This is a genomic window from Hathewaya massiliensis, assembly GCF_902143515.1.
Taxonomy (GTDB): domain Bacteria; phylum Bacillota; class Clostridia; order Clostridiales; family Clostridiaceae; genus Hathewaya; species Hathewaya massiliensis.
Genome location: NZ_CABFVD010000007.1, coordinates 175,615 through 188,242, shown reverse-complemented (window position 1 = coordinate 188,242; position 12,628 = coordinate 175,615). Strand labels below are relative to the sequence as shown.

Sequence of the window (12,628 nt, the reverse complement as noted above, 5' to 3'; positions counted from 1 at the left end):
TAGAAATGCTAACAAAAGGTCAAAGAGAAGTATTGGAATGCATTATAAATATGGGGGCAACTCAAGAAAAAGAAATCCAAGTAACATCAACAGAAATTGGGGAAATAACAAGCCAACATAGGGCATCAGTAAGTAATTATATAAATGCCTTACACCTAAAAGGCAAGATAATAAAAAGAAGGTCAGGAGCTGAAATATATGTAAAGTTACCAAGTGTTAAAATGAAGAATAAGAATGCAGATAAACTTACTCCTATAAAACAAAGTATAAACATTGGAGATTCAATAGAACTAACATTACTAAGACCAGCAATAGGAACAGATAGCAAGATAAAAGGTGAGGTAATAGCTTTAACGGAAGAAGTGTTTGTGGTAATGGGAAAGAAGCATGGTAAAGAGCTGTATAAAGAAAGTTTTTCATATAAAGACATACTAATCAAGGATATTCAAGAGGTGAAGGTAAATGGAAAACCAATTGCGCACTAAGGTTATAAATATAGCAACTAGCTTAGCACTTCAAGATGAAACCAACAGACCATTAGACCAGGTAATTAAAGAAAGTTTAGAAGAAGCATGTTTAAGAGTAGGTACTTCTTTAAAAGAGTTAAAGGGGCAAACAGTTAAAGAGAAAAGCTTAAAGGAAGTGTTTTGATGGAGGAATATCTAGGTACAATTATAGTTGAAGATATCTTTGAAAAAGAAGTTATCAATGTAATTGTACAAGCTGAATCAAAAGAAAAGGCAGTAGGGGTTATCCAGGAGTTTATTAAAGAAGAAATAAGAGATGAAGATGACTTAGCAGATGTAGACATCATACAGGTTGAAAAGATGGAGAAGATAAGAAAGATTTAAACTTTATTATGAATTAGAAAGGAGAATAAAATGTCAAAAAGTTATTGTATGAGATGTAAAAAAGAAGTAAGCGAAACCACTATAGAGTGCGAATGTGGAGGAAGATTCTTTGTGTATGGAGATAACTTTCATTTAGGGGAAAAAGGTGTAGTGTGCGATTGTGGAAGTGATAAATTCAAATCAGGCGCACACATAGATTGTACTGATAAAGCAATAAATAATTACATCTGTACTAATTGTGGTAATTTAATAGGAACTGAAAGTTATAGAAGTGAAGAAGATATGATGCGCTGGGGTGATTAAAAGTAGTCACAGTTTGAAATTAGTGTGAAGGAGGTTTTTTATAAATGGAACGTGAAGAAGCAAGAAAATATTTTAAAAATAAAGGTTTGGATTACAGCAAAATAAAAAAAGAAGATATAGAAACTTTAACTAATTATGTCTCAGAAGAGTTAAGAATATATCTTAAAAAAGGTGGCCTTCATGCTCAACAAATGGGTATGGAAGTGAGAAAAACAAGAGTTAAAGATGTAAAGGTGCTTAAAAGTGGTTTACAGTATGCCAGGATAAGAATAAAAGGCAGTTATTTTGATAATAGAGAAGGTATAACATTTAGCCAAACTGGCTTTATAGGATTTGGTGGAGAATTTAGTGATGTTAATGTTGCTCCAATATTAAAAGCATTTTGCAGATGGTGTGATGCATTAGCAAATTAGTTCACAATACAAAAATATAAGGAGGAATTTTAATGTTAAAAGAAACTAAACATGATTATCAAAATTGTTTAGTTGGGAATTTTTATGATAAGAACTGTACAGGTCAATACAGTTCGTGGGAAGTTTTTAAAAATACTCATTGTGGGTTTACATCAGAAGGCTTTGATGATACTTACCATTATGTTTTTAGGTATGATATCCATAAACAAAAGGATGGCAAATATTATCTTGAATTATGTATGATGCTTCAAAGGAAAGGAATATATACTCATTTGCACATTTATAATATCGACCAAGCTACATTGAATACAGATGTAAAAGAATGGCTTAAAGGCAGATATGACTATGTGAAAAATCTATGGATTGAAATTGCTAAATAGTACGTAATTCAAAGGTTGGAGGGTTTTACTTGAATAGATATCAAAAGAAAATTTCCAAAAGAACAAAATTAATAAAAAAGAAAACTGGATTCCCTTGGAGCTATTGTAAATGGGGAGCTAAAAATATCGCAATATATGATTATTTTAGAATATGTGGTTAGTTCACAATTCAAAGATATTAAGAACTAAATACACCTTAAGTATAAATCTAGGCAATTACATACCTAAGGTGTACTACAATATTAAAACAATAATACAGAAAGGAATGAGGTTATGAAAAAGATGATTAACTTAGAAAGCTTTGCAGAGGGAGCTTTAGCTGAAAAAATGAATGCTGCACTAAAGGAGGTACTAGAAAATATTCAAGACCCCAACACTGATTACAAACCAAAGAGAAAATTAACCCTAGAGCTTACATTTGTATCTAGTGAAGACAGAGAGTTAACAGAAATATCTATAACACCTAAAACTAAATTGGCTCCTACTAAGCCTATAGTAACAAAAATGATGATAGGAACTGATGGTAAAGGTGGAATACTTGCAAGTGAGTTTAAGAACCAATTACCAGGACAAAGTGTAATGAGAGTTGATGAAGAAACTGGGGAAGTTTTAAGCACAGCAGAAGAAAAAGAAATAGATCTTAAAGGAATCAAATTAGTAAAATAATAAAAAAATTGGAGGAATGAAATTATGTTTAGCAGAGAAGCTTTAGAGTATTTAGTAGAGTTAGGAGAAGAAAAGGAAATATTATTTGAAACACAACAGGGGTTATTCACAACTAGAAATTTAAGAAGGGTAGAAATGCCAAAAGCTAAAGCATTAACAGTATCTACATTAACAGGATTTGTAGATTATATTAAATCAAATCTTGATAAGTTACCAGAGCAACTATTAGTTCAAGTTAAGTCACATGATGAAGTAAGGTTATACAGCCCTTTAAATGCAGATAGGGAAAGAGAAGAATATGTACAAGCACAAGCAATATTACCTAACAACATTGTATATGACAGATTTATAAGTACGGAGCAATTCAATATTATGCTTCAAAGTAGCTTTACAGATGAAGGAGATAAAGAAGTACTCCTAAAGTATACAGGCTTAATAAAAGATGAAGCAGTAAAAAGCACAGGTGATGATGGGGTAAGCCAAGCTGTAACAATAAAAACAGGAGTTGCAAGTGTAGGACAAGCGGTAGTTCCTAATCCAGTAACATTAGCACCATATAGAACATTCCCAGAAGTAGACCAACCATTAAGCAAGTTTATATTTAGAATGCAAGAAGGTCCTAGGGCGGCAATATTTGAAGCTGATGGGGGAGCGTGGAGAAACCAAGCAATTAAGAACATAAAAGAATATTTAGAGAAAGAATTAGAAGGTTTAGAAAACATTAAGATAATAGCTTAAAGAAAAACTTAATATGGGAACACTGCTTCAATGTGGTGTTCTCATATTACAAATGAATAGGAGGAACGTATATGAATAAATCAAACAAACATGATTTATATCTTAATGCTTATATCAATACCTTAAAAGAATATGTGAAAGCCCATGAAGAGAACCCTGAGCAGGACACCAAAACTATATTTAAAAAGCTTATTGTATACGGTGTAAAAGTTATAAAGACAAAAGAAGAGCCGGAATATATAGATAGAGAAACTGCAGAAAATGACTTTCAATTTGCAAGTACCATAAAAGGCTTAATGGCTACACTAACACCAAAGGAATTTACGGAGCTTTACCCAATAGCGAAAGAATATGATGGACATAAATATGATGCTAAAGATTATTTTTACACTAGGGACTATATAAGCACTTTAGATCAAAACAAGCCGATTGGTGATGAAATTTTACATTTTATATGGGAATACCATAACTGGGAGCTTACAAAATTTAACGCTGAGATTATGAAATGTATAAGCCGTTTAAGACGTTTAGAGGGACAACCTTCGTTAATGGAGGAGTTTGCAAATGAAATGGGAATCAAAACTTATTCAATGCACAAAGATCAAAATGGTAATCAATTTATGATTGACAATGAAACCAGGAAGCCAATAAAAATAAGCAAACCAAAAGCAAAGCATTTGAAAATAATAAAATAATGAGATAGAAAATGAATAATACAGGAGGGAGATCATGAGTAATCTAATACCAATAGAATTTAAAAATGAGGTAGTAATAACAACAGAGCAGTTAGCAGATGTTTATGAAGTTGATGTTATAAGAATACAACAAGGATTTAGTAGAAATAAGGATAAATTCCAAGAAGGAAAACATTATTTCAGATTAACAGGTGAAGAACTTAAAGGGTTTAAAGGCAACTATCTTAAAGATAGTAACCTTAAATATGCAAGTGAATTAATATTATGGACTAAAAGAGGAGCAAACAGGCATTGTAAAATCTTAGACACAGATAAGGCTTGGGAGCAATTTGACAACTTAGAGGAAACTTATTTTAGGGTTAAGGAGAAAGAACCAACTTGTATAGAAGATGTTCTTATTCAGTCTTTAAAAGAAATGAAGGAAGTTAAATATCAGTTAGCAGCCGTTAAAAAGGGAAACGAAGAGGTTAAAGAAGAAGTACAAGCTATTAGGGATGTAATAACCATTAACCCTAAAGCAGAATGGAGAAAAGAAACTAACAGAGTTTTAAATTCCATAGGTAAGAAAATAGGAGATTACAAAGAAGTTAAAGATGAAGTTTACAATGCACTAAAAGAAGTAGGACACTGTAGACCTACAATACTAGTAAACAATCTAAAGAAAAGGGCAACAGACAATGGAATGGCACCAAGTAAAGTAGAAAAATTAAACCTTCTTGATGTATTGGAGAATGAGCCAAGACTTAAAGAGATTTATATAAATATAGTTAGACAAATGGCTATTAAGAATAATATCTCCTGGAGGAACGTTGAGTAATGAAAGAGTGCACAGTATGTGGAATGCACGGCAGTGAATGTCATCATATAGTTTTCAGAAGTCAACAGAAGGCATTAGAACATTGTGAATATAACATGATGTACTTATGTTCTAACCATCATAGAGGTAACAGTAGCCCTCATAAAAATAGAAAAATAGATCTAGAGTACAAGAATAACTTTCAAAGTAAGCTATATGAAATGTTTAAAAAAGATGAATATACAAGAGAAGAAGTAAAAGAAGTTTTAAACATAAGTGATAATGCTATAACTAGGCTGTTGAAACCAGTTTATAGCAGAGCAGGAGTTTATGAAAAAGAAGAAATTATAAGAAGTTGTATGGGAGGTAAGATTTATTAATGGAAACAGCTTATGTATTTGATATAGATAGAAATGGAGAAGTTACTTTTTACAATGAAGAAACGGAGGAGAGTAACAATTAACGAAGGTAAAAAATTCGAAGAGGATATAAAGAAGTCAATTCCCTCATGGTGCTGGTGCTATAGATTCAGAGATAGTGCTGGAACGTGGCAAGGGGGAGAAAATACAAGATTTACACCTAGTAACATATCAGATTATATGGTCATGGGAGATAGGACATTGTATTTGTTAGAGCTTAAAACACATAAAGGGTCAAGCATACCATTTAATTGCTTAAAACAAGCTAAAAAAATGAGTGAAGTTAAACACCCTAGTGTAAAAGCATACTTCATCATAAATTTTAGAGATAAAGAATTAACATATGCCGTAGAAGCTTCAAAAGTACAAGAATATATATCTAATTCCAATAGAAAGTCCATACCATATTCCTGGTGTCAAGAAAATGGTATAGAGATACAAGGCACAAGGAAAAGAATACGATTTAGATATGACCTAGAAGAGTTTTTAAGAGGTGATAAAGTGTGGGAAGAGCAGAAAAAAGAAGAACTAAAAGAGAAGTAGACAAGCTTAGCACAACAATAAATAAACTGGACCATAATCAAATAAAGCTAATAGAGAATTTAGCTAGCATAAAGGCTAACAACATGACTAAAGAAAGAGTAGAAGAGTTAGAACTCATGGTAGATAGAGCAGTAACAGCACTTTTAATACAAGTTCTACCTGGTAAGACATATGAAGAAATAGAGAAGATAGAGGATTTATATGGGGAGTTAATCCTAGAAGATGCTGAAAAGATAAGAAAATTAAAAGATGAAGTGAAGGGAGATAGCGAAATGGCTAAGAAAATGATGGAGAAATATGAAGAAGAGGTAAGAGCAAAAGCACAGGAATTGGCAAGCAAGAGCATTACACAAAAAGAAGCAATAGAAGAGTTAGCAATGGCATTTCCTAAATTGAGTAAGGCAATGCTTACAAATGGATATAAGAAGGTTAAAGCAGAGTTAAAGAAGGAAGAAACCAAAGAGGAGAAAGAGTTGGAAGAAGTAATGGGTTATATTTTTTCAGAAGAAGGACAAACTGTTGCAGAAAATGCAACAACTGAGGGAGAACCAACTGTTGCAAAAGATGCACCAATTGAAGAGAAACCAGTTATAAAAGAAAACTTGAAAACTGACCATATTGCTGGCACTAGCAAAACGATAGAAAACAATTCAGAGGATATTAAAGAGGAGGAAGCTAAAGTGGAAAATAAATTAAAGGTATTATCTATGACAGTACAAGGGGACAACGGTAAATACAAGGTATGCGAAAAAGGTGTAGAGCTACAAAGTGAAGGGATAACAATGTTCTTTGAAAGCATAGAGCAGTTAGAAAGCTTTACAGAGGAATACAAGCAAGTATTCAAAATGGTTAAATAAAATGGCACTAGTGATAGAACAGAAGGAAACGGACTTCGACAGTCTGTTTCCTGAAGATATAAATCAGTACTATGACATAGCAAATAAGTTTTTAAATTTAAATACAGAGGACCATCTAACAGCTTTTGAAATAAGTAAAAAAGCATGGGTTCTTTCTGATAGGTGGGCAAACATAGCAGCCAATGCTGGGAAACTAGCTTTAAAAGAAAAGTTTAATAAAACAGATTTAAAGGATTATTGTTATAGGAAGTATAGGCAGATGCAATATATTCATGAGTTTACGAGAATGCTTTGGAACAAAGGAGAACAGGCTGAAAGAGAAAAGAGAATAGGAAGTTAAAGAAAGGTACGTGATAAGGTTGGAAACATGGAGAGAACGGCTGGATTCACTACTAGATGGAAAGACAAAGTTATTTGAAGAGGATTATAAGATTAAGTATCCATGTAAATATAAAATAAATGGAGAAAAGGTACAAGCTCAAATATGCTTTGAAACTGGAGAGATATTTGTAAAAGGTGAAGTTGTAAGAAGGTTTAAAGCAACTAACTAGAGGAGGAAATAAGGTGGATAAATTAAAAAGACATAAAGAAATATGTAAAGAATTAAATGAGATTTATGAAGCTAAAAACCATGATTATGGAGATAGCTTTGGAGAAACCTTTAAAAAGTTAGGAGTTATAAGTGCAGTAACTAGAATTACAGACAAGGTAAATAGATTGCAGAGCTTATGTACTAAGGTGGGACAGGTTCAGGATGAAAGAATAGAAGATACACTCATGGATTTAGCTAATTATGCAATAATGACTTTAATAGAGTTAGAAAACAATAAATAGGAGGAAACATATGGATTTTAAAGAATACCAAGAGAAAGCATTAAGAACAGCGGGAGAATATACAGACGGCATAGATCAATTACTAAATGGAGTTATTGGACTTAACGGAGAAGCTGGAGAAGTTATAGACATAGTTAAAAAATTCATGTATCAAGGGCATGAGTTAAATAAAGAAGATATAAAAAATGAAATATCCGATTGCCTATGGTACCTAAATTTAATAGCAGATTCAATCGGATGTGATTTAGAAGATATTGCAAAGTATAACATAGAAAAGCTAGAAAAACGTTATCCTAAAGGCTATTTCAGAGCAGAGGATAGTGTTAATAGGGAAGAAGTAAACATAAACAAATGCAAATGGTTAGAAGAAACCTTAAAGGAAGCACTAGATGAAATTGAGGATTTATATGAATCTCATGGAGCACATAGTAGTTGGGCAGACAAAATACGAAAAGATATGAAAAAACATAAGGAGGAATAACCATGGAAGAAAGAATTAATAAAATAAACTTTGTTGTGAGTTTAGTCCAAAAGTTATGTGAAGAAGCCGAAATTGCACTTATACCAAAAGAAAGAAAAGGCAAGTTAATAATTGTTGTTAGAGATGCAAGGGACGGAAAAGAGTATTACATTACAACGGATAAGTAGAGGAGTGATTATATATGAAAAATACTTTAGGTGATTTAAATTTGCACCTATTCGCAGAGTTAGAAAGATTAGGTGAGGAGGAATTGAAAGGCGAAGAGCTTCGAGAAGAAATAGAAAGAGCTAAAGCAATAACTTCTGTAGCAAATCAAATAATATCAAATGCTAATACAGTTTTACAAGCTAAGAAGTTCCAAGCAGAAACATCAGGTAGGGAGAGTGTAACAAGTTCTAAAATGTTGGAGGGATAAGTGGTGGCTAGAAAGTATACTGAGGAGCACTTGGATTATCTTAGACAAATAACCCCAGGAAGATACACTGACGAAATAACAGAATTATTTAATGAAAAGTTTAAAATGAATGTTACTAGAGATGCAATAAGGAGTTTAATGGTTAAACATAAAATTAAATCTACAGTATCAAAGCAGAAAATTCAATTTAAAAAAGAGCATTTAGAATACTTAAGACAACTATGTGATGAAGGATTATTTAATGATGAAATAACTAGAAAATTTAATGAGACGTTTAATCAAAATAGGACGGAATCATCAATACAAAACATAAGAACTAAGTATAACATAAAAACAAGTGCTAGAAAAGTGTGGGAAAATGGTCATACACCTTGGAATAAAGGTTTAAAGGGGATTGTAACTGGTGGAGTTGAAACACAGTTCAAGAAAGGAGAAAAACCTCCTAATTGGGTTCCATTGGGCACAGAAAGAATATCAAAAGATGGATATATAGAAGTAAAAATACAAGATGGAAAACTAAACAAAAATTGGCGAGGTAAACACATTGTAATATGGGAAAAGCACAACGGACCGCTACCAAAGAATCATGCAATTATATTTGGGGATGGCAATAAAAGAAATTTTGATATAAATAATTTAATTTTAGTGTCAAGACGTCAATTATTAATACTCAATAAAAATAAGTTAATCCAAAATGATGCAGATCTAACACGCACTGGAGTAATTATAGCTGATATATATCAAAAGATAAATGAGAAAAGTAAAGTGTAAGTAATAGATAGAATAATGTTAAAACATAAAAGCGAGGTAATGAGCTATGGCTAAAAGAGATAACGTTTATATGGTTCTAATGACACATTGCAAGGTAAACCTACAATGTGATAATGAAAAACTACAATTAAGATATAGCAGAGTAGAAGGCAAGAATTATGATGAATGGTTTATAAATGGAGAAGACACTGGTTTACAAGTAACTGGGCTTTATGAAATGTTAAAAGAAAAGTATAACAGTATAAAAGTTATTTGGAAAAGACAATTCTAAGGCAACATTAAAATATTGAAATGTAACAATGGAGGTAAAAGCAATGCCATTTAGAAAAGTAGATCCAGAAGAAGAAATTAAAAAGGCTATTAAAAATAATCCAGGACTTTCAAAAGAATTCGAGAAGGCAGAAAAAGAGTTTGAGGAATTAAAAGCAAGGAAAGAAAGCACAACAGAAATAAGACTTTATGACCATAAAACAAATAGAGCCTTTTATAGAAATTTGACTATAAATGAACTTACACAAATAGCAAATATATTAGGTGTTGAATGGGAATAAGCTATGGTTTGTAATTGCTGTAAAGAAAGAGGGAAGCATAAATGAGTAAATTTGGTTTAAGTTTGAGTTATAAAAACATTAAGATATTAAAACATTCCTTAGAGAAAAGAATAGCACAAGATAAATATGATTATAAGAAATTAAAGAGTTTGAAAGATAGCTTGGTAACAGAGGAAGGAAGAATATTCATAAAAGAACATGAGGAACATTTAAGTTGCTTAGAAGCTTTAATTAAGGAAATGAAAAGTTGTGGCTATAGGCATGGGAATAATGTATTTGGCGATAAATATAAGGATTAATTCACAACACATGAATATTAGCTTATGAAAGATAATGCAACTTAATAATAAAAGGAGAATGTAAGAAATATGAATTTTGAAATATGGCACAACTTAGAAAAGGATGATTGTAATAGTCAAGAAAATGACTTAAATATGTTGCTAGGAACAACTGTAAAGATTTTAGAAAGTAGTGTTGATAACGAAGGCACCTATAAGGCGAAAATAGTTATTAATGACTTAAAGGAATTATTAGAAATACCTTATTTATTAAGTGATAACATTGTTGTTTATGGTGCTAATAGTGACATTATAATGACAGTTAAAACTATGCGAGAATTAGGATTAGATTAATATAATAATTCAAATATTAAGGAGAAATGTTAATTATGAAAAAGTTTAAATGCATTGTAACTAGAGTAGATGAATACGAAATAGAAATTGATGAAGCTAAAATAAATGCAGAATGGATGGAATGTTTTCGCTCATACATGTATTCTTCATTCACTGAATATGAAGATCATGCGGAACATTTAGCACAACTAAGGGCAAGAATAGGGGAAGGGTTCTATGAGGGCTACGGTGTACCTTTAGTAAATGGAGAGGTACCTTTATACGGGAAAGTAAATAAAGAAACAATTCAAGATGGAATTAACATAAGAGTTATAAGTGAAGATAATGATTGTGAAGTAGAGGTAGAAGAACTGTAAGCCACAAGTCAAATTTAATTGCTATACAAAATGTCCACCATGAGGAAGAAAACAAAAAGGAGAATCTCAAGAGAATGAATAAAAAGATTTTTAAAACAATAGATGATTTAGAATTAATTGTGATTAATAGAAGATCTGCAGTAATTTTTCAAATAGGAAATACCAATGAAGAAGGGAAATTTGATTTTTCATTAAAGTTTAATTCTGATATTTTTAAAGAGTTATTTGAGCATCTTAAAGAAGTTTCGGACAAGTCTTGGAGTGATATAAGCCCAAAAGAAGCTGACAGCCTTGGTGCTGATTATTGCGATTATTATGATAGGCAACTTGATAGTGATGGAAGTTTATTAATTAGAAAAGATATGTTACGAATAAGCAGACCAGCACTAGAAAGCAATAAATTATATCAGTTCAACAAGAGGAAAATGGAATCGTTTTTATATGATTTTAAAAAGGTGTTAGAGTCTTAATTTGAAATTATTGCGTAATTGAAAGGGGAGATGATTTATGTTATTAAATAAACAGCAAAAAAGGGATAGCAAGAAATGTGATGATATGGATATGAATGGCGAATCTATGGACTGTGTAGAATGTAGTTGTAGTGTGTGCATAGCACAAATAAAACCAACATTTGATAAAAAGGAATTAGCAACCATTATGAGTACGTTAATAGATGCAACTATTAGTAGAAAATACGAAGTGGAAAACAAAACGTATTGTTGCGAAGAAGAGTTAAAGTCTTTGGAAACTCAAATTGATGTATTGAATAAATTAACAGCTAAAGTAAGTAAAATCATTAATAGTTAGATCGCAATACAAAGATATTGTAACTCTAGGTATACACTCAATTTAGGAAAGTTTATGCCTAGAGTGTACTACAATAATAAAACAATGATACAAAATAATAAGATGGAGGTTTTCAAATGGAAGATTTGTTAAATAAATTAGATAAGAGAATATGTGACTGCGAAGAAGGAGCTGAAAACACACAAACATACAGGGAATTTATAAGACAAACAGAAGAAGAGTTTTGGATTGAACATGAATCAATAGACAAAATGAGTGAAAAAGAATTGAAAGAGTATTTTTTATGGTTAGCTGAATTATGGGGGAAATAAAACTAAATATAAAGGTGAAAAACAATGTTACACATAGCAAGTTTTAGCGGCGGTAAAGATTCTACAGCTATGGTACTAAAAATAATAGAAAAAGGGTTGCCGTTAGATCGTATAGCTTTTATAGATACCGGCTTAGAATTTGGAGAACAGAGGAACATTATTAAGATATGTGAAAGGAAATTCAAAGAGCTTAAACCTGGATTAGAATTTGATTGGATTAAATCAGAAAAAAGCTTTGAAGAACATTTTTATACTAAAAAGCAGACAGGGGAAAACAAAGGACAAATTTATGGGTGGCCTTATACAGCAGGTTTTAATAGTTGGTGTAATGATAGGCTTAAAATTAAACCATTTAGAAAATATCTAAAACAGTTTAAAGAAGAGCCAATTATATATTTAGGAATAGCAGCAGATGAACCCAATAGGCTTAAAAAACTTCAACCTAACAGAAGAGCTCCATTAGCAGAATGGGGAATGACAGAAAAAGATTGCTTAGAGTATATAAAAGAAAAAGGGTTTAGGAATCCAATGTATTGGAAATTTGAAAGATTAGGTTGCTATTTGTGTCCTAAACAAAACTTAGATAGCTTAAGAAGTTTAAGAAGGCATTATCCAGCACTATGGGATAAAATGCTTAGAATGGATAAGGATAGTCCAATACCTTTTAGGGCAGATGGTACAAGTTTGGGAGAGATAGAAGAAAAATTTAAATATGAAGATAAGGTTAGTTTTGAAGAACCTATGTTACTTATTGAAAAGCACTTATTTTACAAAAATGAGCAGTTAAACTTTTTAGAGAGGTGATATAA

Annotated in this window: 30 protein-coding genes; all 30 read left to right on the top strand. The window is 31.5% G+C overall.

Annotated elements, in window-relative coordinates; all coding sequences use genetic code 11:
- Positions 1 to 5: 5 nt before the first annotated feature.
- The 30 genes from FNZ64_RS13130 to FNZ64_RS12990 all read left to right on the top strand — a co-directional run bounded on the left by FNZ64_RS13130 (position 6) and on the right by FNZ64_RS12990 (position 12,623).
- On the top strand, positions 6 to 485 hold the full coding sequence (locus tag FNZ64_RS13130; protein WP_142415450.1) for a hypothetical protein: 480 nt from the start codon (positions 6 to 8) through the stop codon (positions 483 to 485).
- Positions 463 to 651, top strand: a complete 189-nt coding sequence (locus tag FNZ64_RS13125) for a hypothetical protein (RefSeq protein ID WP_142415449.1) — start codon at positions 463 to 465, stop codon at positions 649 to 651. Before FNZ64_RS13130 ends, FNZ64_RS13125 begins: the two co-directional genes overlap by 23 nt.
- Entirely contained in the window at positions 651 to 851 is a 201-nt protein-coding gene (locus FNZ64_RS13120) for a hypothetical protein (RefSeq protein ID WP_142415448.1), read from the top strand. Before FNZ64_RS13125 ends, FNZ64_RS13120 begins: the two co-directional genes overlap by 1 nt.
- 30 nt (positions 852 to 881) lie before the next feature.
- On the top strand, positions 882 to 1,154 hold the full coding sequence (locus FNZ64_RS13115) for a hypothetical protein (RefSeq protein WP_142415447.1): 273 nt from the start codon (positions 882 to 884) through the stop codon (positions 1,152 to 1,154).
- A gap of 44 nt (positions 1,155 to 1,198) precedes the next feature.
- The gene (locus FNZ64_RS13110) at positions 1,199 to 1,567 is read left to right on the top strand and encodes a hypothetical protein (RefSeq protein ID WP_142415446.1); all 369 of its coding nucleotides are present in this window, start codon (positions 1,199 to 1,201) and stop codon (positions 1,565 to 1,567) included.
- A 32-nt stretch (positions 1,568 to 1,599) separates the two neighbouring features.
- The gene (locus FNZ64_RS13105; RefSeq protein ID WP_142415445.1) at positions 1,600 to 1,947 is read left to right on the top strand and encodes a hypothetical protein; all 348 of its coding nucleotides are present in this window, start codon (positions 1,600 to 1,602) and stop codon (positions 1,945 to 1,947) included.
- Positions 1,948 to 1,976: 29 nt separating this feature from the next.
- Positions 1,977 to 2,108, top strand: a complete 132-nt coding sequence (locus FNZ64_RS13100; protein WP_142415444.1) for an amino acid transporter — start codon at positions 1,977 to 1,979, stop codon at positions 2,106 to 2,108.
- Positions 2,109 to 2,220: 112 nt separating this feature from the next.
- Positions 2,221 to 2,613, top strand: coding sequence for a replication terminator protein (locus FNZ64_RS13095; RefSeq protein ID WP_142415443.1), 393 nt, complete (start codon positions 2,221 to 2,223; stop codon positions 2,611 to 2,613).
- A gap of 24 nt (positions 2,614 to 2,637) precedes the next feature.
- Positions 2,638 to 3,351, top strand: a complete 714-nt coding sequence (locus FNZ64_RS13090; protein ID WP_142415442.1) for a hypothetical protein — start codon at positions 2,638 to 2,640, stop codon at positions 3,349 to 3,351.
- 71 nt (positions 3,352 to 3,422) lie between these two features.
- On the top strand, positions 3,423 to 4,046 hold the full coding sequence (locus tag FNZ64_RS13085; RefSeq protein ID WP_142415441.1) for a hypothetical protein: 624 nt from the start codon (positions 3,423 to 3,425) through the stop codon (positions 4,044 to 4,046).
- A gap of 34 nt (positions 4,047 to 4,080) precedes the next feature.
- A complete protein-coding gene (locus FNZ64_RS13080; RefSeq protein WP_142415440.1) occupies positions 4,081 to 4,863 on the top strand; it encodes an ORF6N domain-containing protein in 783 nt (260 codons plus the stop codon).
- Positions 4,863 to 5,222, top strand: a complete 360-nt coding sequence (locus FNZ64_RS13075) for a hypothetical protein (protein WP_142415439.1) — start codon at positions 4,863 to 4,865, stop codon at positions 5,220 to 5,222. The genes FNZ64_RS13080 and FNZ64_RS13075 overlap by 1 nt, the downstream gene beginning before the upstream one ends.
- Positions 5,223 to 5,255: 33 nt before the next feature.
- On the top strand, positions 5,256 to 5,804 hold the full coding sequence (locus tag FNZ64_RS13070) for a Holliday junction resolvase RecU (RefSeq protein WP_243129282.1): 549 nt from the start codon (positions 5,256 to 5,258) through the stop codon (positions 5,802 to 5,804).
- Positions 5,765 to 6,661, top strand: coding sequence for a hypothetical protein (locus tag FNZ64_RS13065; protein WP_142415438.1), 897 nt, complete (start codon positions 5,765 to 5,767; stop codon positions 6,659 to 6,661). Before FNZ64_RS13070 ends, FNZ64_RS13065 begins: the two co-directional genes overlap by 40 nt.
- A gap of 1 nt (position 6,662) precedes the next feature.
- Positions 6,663 to 7,001: a hypothetical protein gene (locus FNZ64_RS13060; RefSeq protein WP_142415437.1), complete on the top strand. Its 339-nt coding sequence runs from the start codon at positions 6,663 to 6,665 to the stop codon at positions 6,999 to 7,001.
- A 10-nt stretch (positions 7,002 to 7,011) separates the two neighbouring features.
- Positions 7,012 to 7,212 carry a hypothetical protein gene (locus tag FNZ64_RS13055; protein WP_243129281.1) on the top strand — a complete coding sequence of 67 codons (201 nt, stop codon included), beginning with the start codon at positions 7,012 to 7,014 and terminating at the stop codon, positions 7,210 to 7,212.
- Positions 7,213 to 7,225: 13 nt separating this feature from the next.
- Positions 7,226 to 7,495, top strand: coding sequence for a DUF1599 domain-containing protein (locus tag FNZ64_RS13050; RefSeq protein WP_142415436.1), 270 nt, complete (start codon positions 7,226 to 7,228; stop codon positions 7,493 to 7,495).
- Positions 7,496 to 7,505: 10 nt separating this feature from the next.
- Positions 7,506 to 7,976, top strand: a complete 471-nt coding sequence (locus tag FNZ64_RS13045) for a nucleoside triphosphate pyrophosphohydrolase family protein (RefSeq protein WP_142415435.1) — start codon at positions 7,506 to 7,508, stop codon at positions 7,974 to 7,976.
- Between the two features lie 2 nt (positions 7,977 to 7,978).
- Entirely contained in the window at positions 7,979 to 8,143 is a 165-nt protein-coding gene (locus FNZ64_RS14790; RefSeq protein WP_185903787.1) for a hypothetical protein, read from the top strand.
- A 14-nt stretch (positions 8,144 to 8,157) separates the two neighbouring features.
- Positions 8,158 to 8,391 carry a hypothetical protein gene (locus FNZ64_RS13040; RefSeq protein WP_142415434.1) on the top strand — a complete coding sequence of 78 codons (234 nt, stop codon included), beginning with the start codon at positions 8,158 to 8,160 and terminating at the stop codon, positions 8,389 to 8,391.
- A 3-nt stretch (positions 8,392 to 8,394) separates the two neighbouring features.
- Entirely contained in the window at positions 8,395 to 9,162 is a 768-nt protein-coding gene (locus FNZ64_RS13035) for an HNH endonuclease signature motif containing protein (protein ID WP_243129280.1), read from the top strand.
- 46 nt (positions 9,163 to 9,208) lie between these two features.
- On the top strand, positions 9,209 to 9,433 hold the full coding sequence (locus tag FNZ64_RS13030; protein ID WP_243129279.1) for a hypothetical protein: 225 nt from the start codon (positions 9,209 to 9,211) through the stop codon (positions 9,431 to 9,433).
- A gap of 43 nt (positions 9,434 to 9,476) precedes the next feature.
- Positions 9,477 to 9,713, top strand: coding sequence for a hypothetical protein (locus FNZ64_RS13025; protein ID WP_142415433.1), 237 nt, complete (start codon positions 9,477 to 9,479; stop codon positions 9,711 to 9,713).
- Positions 9,714 to 9,754: 41 nt separating this feature from the next.
- The gene (locus FNZ64_RS13020) at positions 9,755 to 10,012 is read left to right on the top strand and encodes a hypothetical protein (protein WP_142415432.1); all 258 of its coding nucleotides are present in this window, start codon (positions 9,755 to 9,757) and stop codon (positions 10,010 to 10,012) included.
- A gap of 69 nt (positions 10,013 to 10,081) precedes the next feature.
- Positions 10,082 to 10,345, top strand: coding sequence for a hypothetical protein (locus FNZ64_RS13015; protein ID WP_142415431.1), 264 nt, complete (start codon positions 10,082 to 10,084; stop codon positions 10,343 to 10,345).
- Between the two features lie 35 nt (positions 10,346 to 10,380).
- Positions 10,381 to 10,701: a hypothetical protein gene (locus FNZ64_RS13010; RefSeq protein WP_142415430.1), complete on the top strand. Its 321-nt coding sequence runs from the start codon at positions 10,381 to 10,383 to the stop codon at positions 10,699 to 10,701.
- Positions 10,702 to 10,775: 74 nt separating this feature from the next.
- Positions 10,776 to 11,171 carry a hypothetical protein gene (locus tag FNZ64_RS13005; RefSeq protein ID WP_142415429.1) on the top strand — a complete coding sequence of 132 codons (396 nt, stop codon included), beginning with the start codon at positions 10,776 to 10,778 and terminating at the stop codon, positions 11,169 to 11,171.
- A gap of 106 nt (positions 11,172 to 11,277) precedes the next feature.
- Complete coding sequence (locus FNZ64_RS13000; protein ID WP_142415428.1) at positions 11,278 to 11,508, top strand: hypothetical protein; 231 nt, start codon at positions 11,278 to 11,280, stop codon at positions 11,506 to 11,508.
- A 116-nt stretch (positions 11,509 to 11,624) separates the two neighbouring features.
- Positions 11,625 to 11,819: a hypothetical protein gene (locus FNZ64_RS12995; RefSeq protein ID WP_142415427.1), complete on the top strand. Its 195-nt coding sequence runs from the start codon at positions 11,625 to 11,627 to the stop codon at positions 11,817 to 11,819.
- 24 nt (positions 11,820 to 11,843) lie between these two features.
- On the top strand, positions 11,844 to 12,623 hold the full coding sequence (locus tag FNZ64_RS12990; RefSeq protein ID WP_142415426.1) for a phosphoadenosine phosphosulfate reductase domain-containing protein: 780 nt from the start codon (positions 11,844 to 11,846) through the stop codon (positions 12,621 to 12,623).
- Positions 12,624 to 12,628 lie beyond the last annotated feature (5 nt).

What these genes read in the sequence shown, in the direction of transcription:
- FNZ64_RS13130 (WP_142415450.1), top strand. Translation starts at nt 6, where the DNA reads ATGCTAACAAAAGGTCAAAGAGAAGTATTGGAATGCATTATAAATATG.
- FNZ64_RS13125 (WP_142415449.1), top strand. Translation starts at nt 463, where the DNA reads ATGGAAAACCAATTGCGCACTAAGGTTATAAATATAGCAACTAGCTTA.
- FNZ64_RS13120 (WP_142415448.1), top strand. Translation starts at nt 651, where the DNA reads ATGGAGGAATATCTAGGTACAATTATAGTTGAAGATATCTTTGAAAAA.
- FNZ64_RS13115 (WP_142415447.1), top strand. Translation starts at nt 882, where the DNA reads ATGTCAAAAAGTTATTGTATGAGATGTAAAAAAGAAGTAAGCGAAACC.
- FNZ64_RS13110 (WP_142415446.1), top strand. Translation starts at nt 1,199, where the DNA reads ATGGAACGTGAAGAAGCAAGAAAATATTTTAAAAATAAAGGTTTGGAT.
- FNZ64_RS13105 (WP_142415445.1), top strand. Translation starts at nt 1,600, where the DNA reads ATGTTAAAAGAAACTAAACATGATTATCAAAATTGTTTAGTTGGGAAT.
- FNZ64_RS13095 (WP_142415443.1), top strand. Translation starts at nt 2,221, where the DNA reads ATGAAAAAGATGATTAACTTAGAAAGCTTTGCAGAGGGAGCTTTAGCT.
- FNZ64_RS13090 (WP_142415442.1), top strand. Translation starts at nt 2,638, where the DNA reads ATGTTTAGCAGAGAAGCTTTAGAGTATTTAGTAGAGTTAGGAGAAGAA.
- FNZ64_RS13085 (WP_142415441.1), top strand. Translation starts at nt 3,423, where the DNA reads ATGAATAAATCAAACAAACATGATTTATATCTTAATGCTTATATCAAT.
- FNZ64_RS13080 (WP_142415440.1), top strand. Translation starts at nt 4,081, where the DNA reads ATGAGTAATCTAATACCAATAGAATTTAAAAATGAGGTAGTAATAACA.
- FNZ64_RS13075 (WP_142415439.1), top strand. Translation starts at nt 4,863, where the DNA reads ATGAAAGAGTGCACAGTATGTGGAATGCACGGCAGTGAATGTCATCAT.
- FNZ64_RS13070 (WP_243129282.1), top strand. Translation starts at nt 5,256, where the DNA reads ATGGAGAAGTTACTTTTTACAATGAAGAAACGGAGGAGAGTAACAATT.
- FNZ64_RS13060 (WP_142415437.1), top strand. Translation starts at nt 6,663, where the DNA reads ATGGCACTAGTGATAGAACAGAAGGAAACGGACTTCGACAGTCTGTTT.
- FNZ64_RS13045 (WP_142415435.1), top strand. Translation starts at nt 7,506, where the DNA reads ATGGATTTTAAAGAATACCAAGAGAAAGCATTAAGAACAGCGGGAGAA.
- FNZ64_RS14790 (WP_185903787.1), top strand. Translation starts at nt 7,979, where the DNA reads ATGGAAGAAAGAATTAATAAAATAAACTTTGTTGTGAGTTTAGTCCAA.
- FNZ64_RS13040 (WP_142415434.1), top strand. Translation starts at nt 8,158, where the DNA reads ATGAAAAATACTTTAGGTGATTTAAATTTGCACCTATTCGCAGAGTTA.
- FNZ64_RS13030 (WP_243129279.1), top strand. Translation starts at nt 9,209, where the DNA reads ATGGCTAAAAGAGATAACGTTTATATGGTTCTAATGACACATTGCAAG.
- FNZ64_RS13025 (WP_142415433.1), top strand. Translation starts at nt 9,477, where the DNA reads ATGCCATTTAGAAAAGTAGATCCAGAAGAAGAAATTAAAAAGGCTATT.
- FNZ64_RS13020 (WP_142415432.1), top strand. Translation starts at nt 9,755, where the DNA reads ATGAGTAAATTTGGTTTAAGTTTGAGTTATAAAAACATTAAGATATTA.
- FNZ64_RS13015 (WP_142415431.1), top strand. Translation starts at nt 10,082, where the DNA reads ATGAATTTTGAAATATGGCACAACTTAGAAAAGGATGATTGTAATAGT.
- FNZ64_RS13010 (WP_142415430.1), top strand. Translation starts at nt 10,381, where the DNA reads ATGAAAAAGTTTAAATGCATTGTAACTAGAGTAGATGAATACGAAATA.
- FNZ64_RS13005 (WP_142415429.1), top strand. Translation starts at nt 10,776, where the DNA reads ATGAATAAAAAGATTTTTAAAACAATAGATGATTTAGAATTAATTGTG.
- FNZ64_RS13000 (WP_142415428.1), top strand. Translation starts at nt 11,278, where the DNA reads ATGGACTGTGTAGAATGTAGTTGTAGTGTGTGCATAGCACAAATAAAA.
- FNZ64_RS12995 (WP_142415427.1), top strand. Translation starts at nt 11,625, where the DNA reads ATGGAAGATTTGTTAAATAAATTAGATAAGAGAATATGTGACTGCGAA.
- FNZ64_RS12990 (WP_142415426.1), top strand. Translation starts at nt 11,844, where the DNA reads ATGTTACACATAGCAAGTTTTAGCGGCGGTAAAGATTCTACAGCTATG.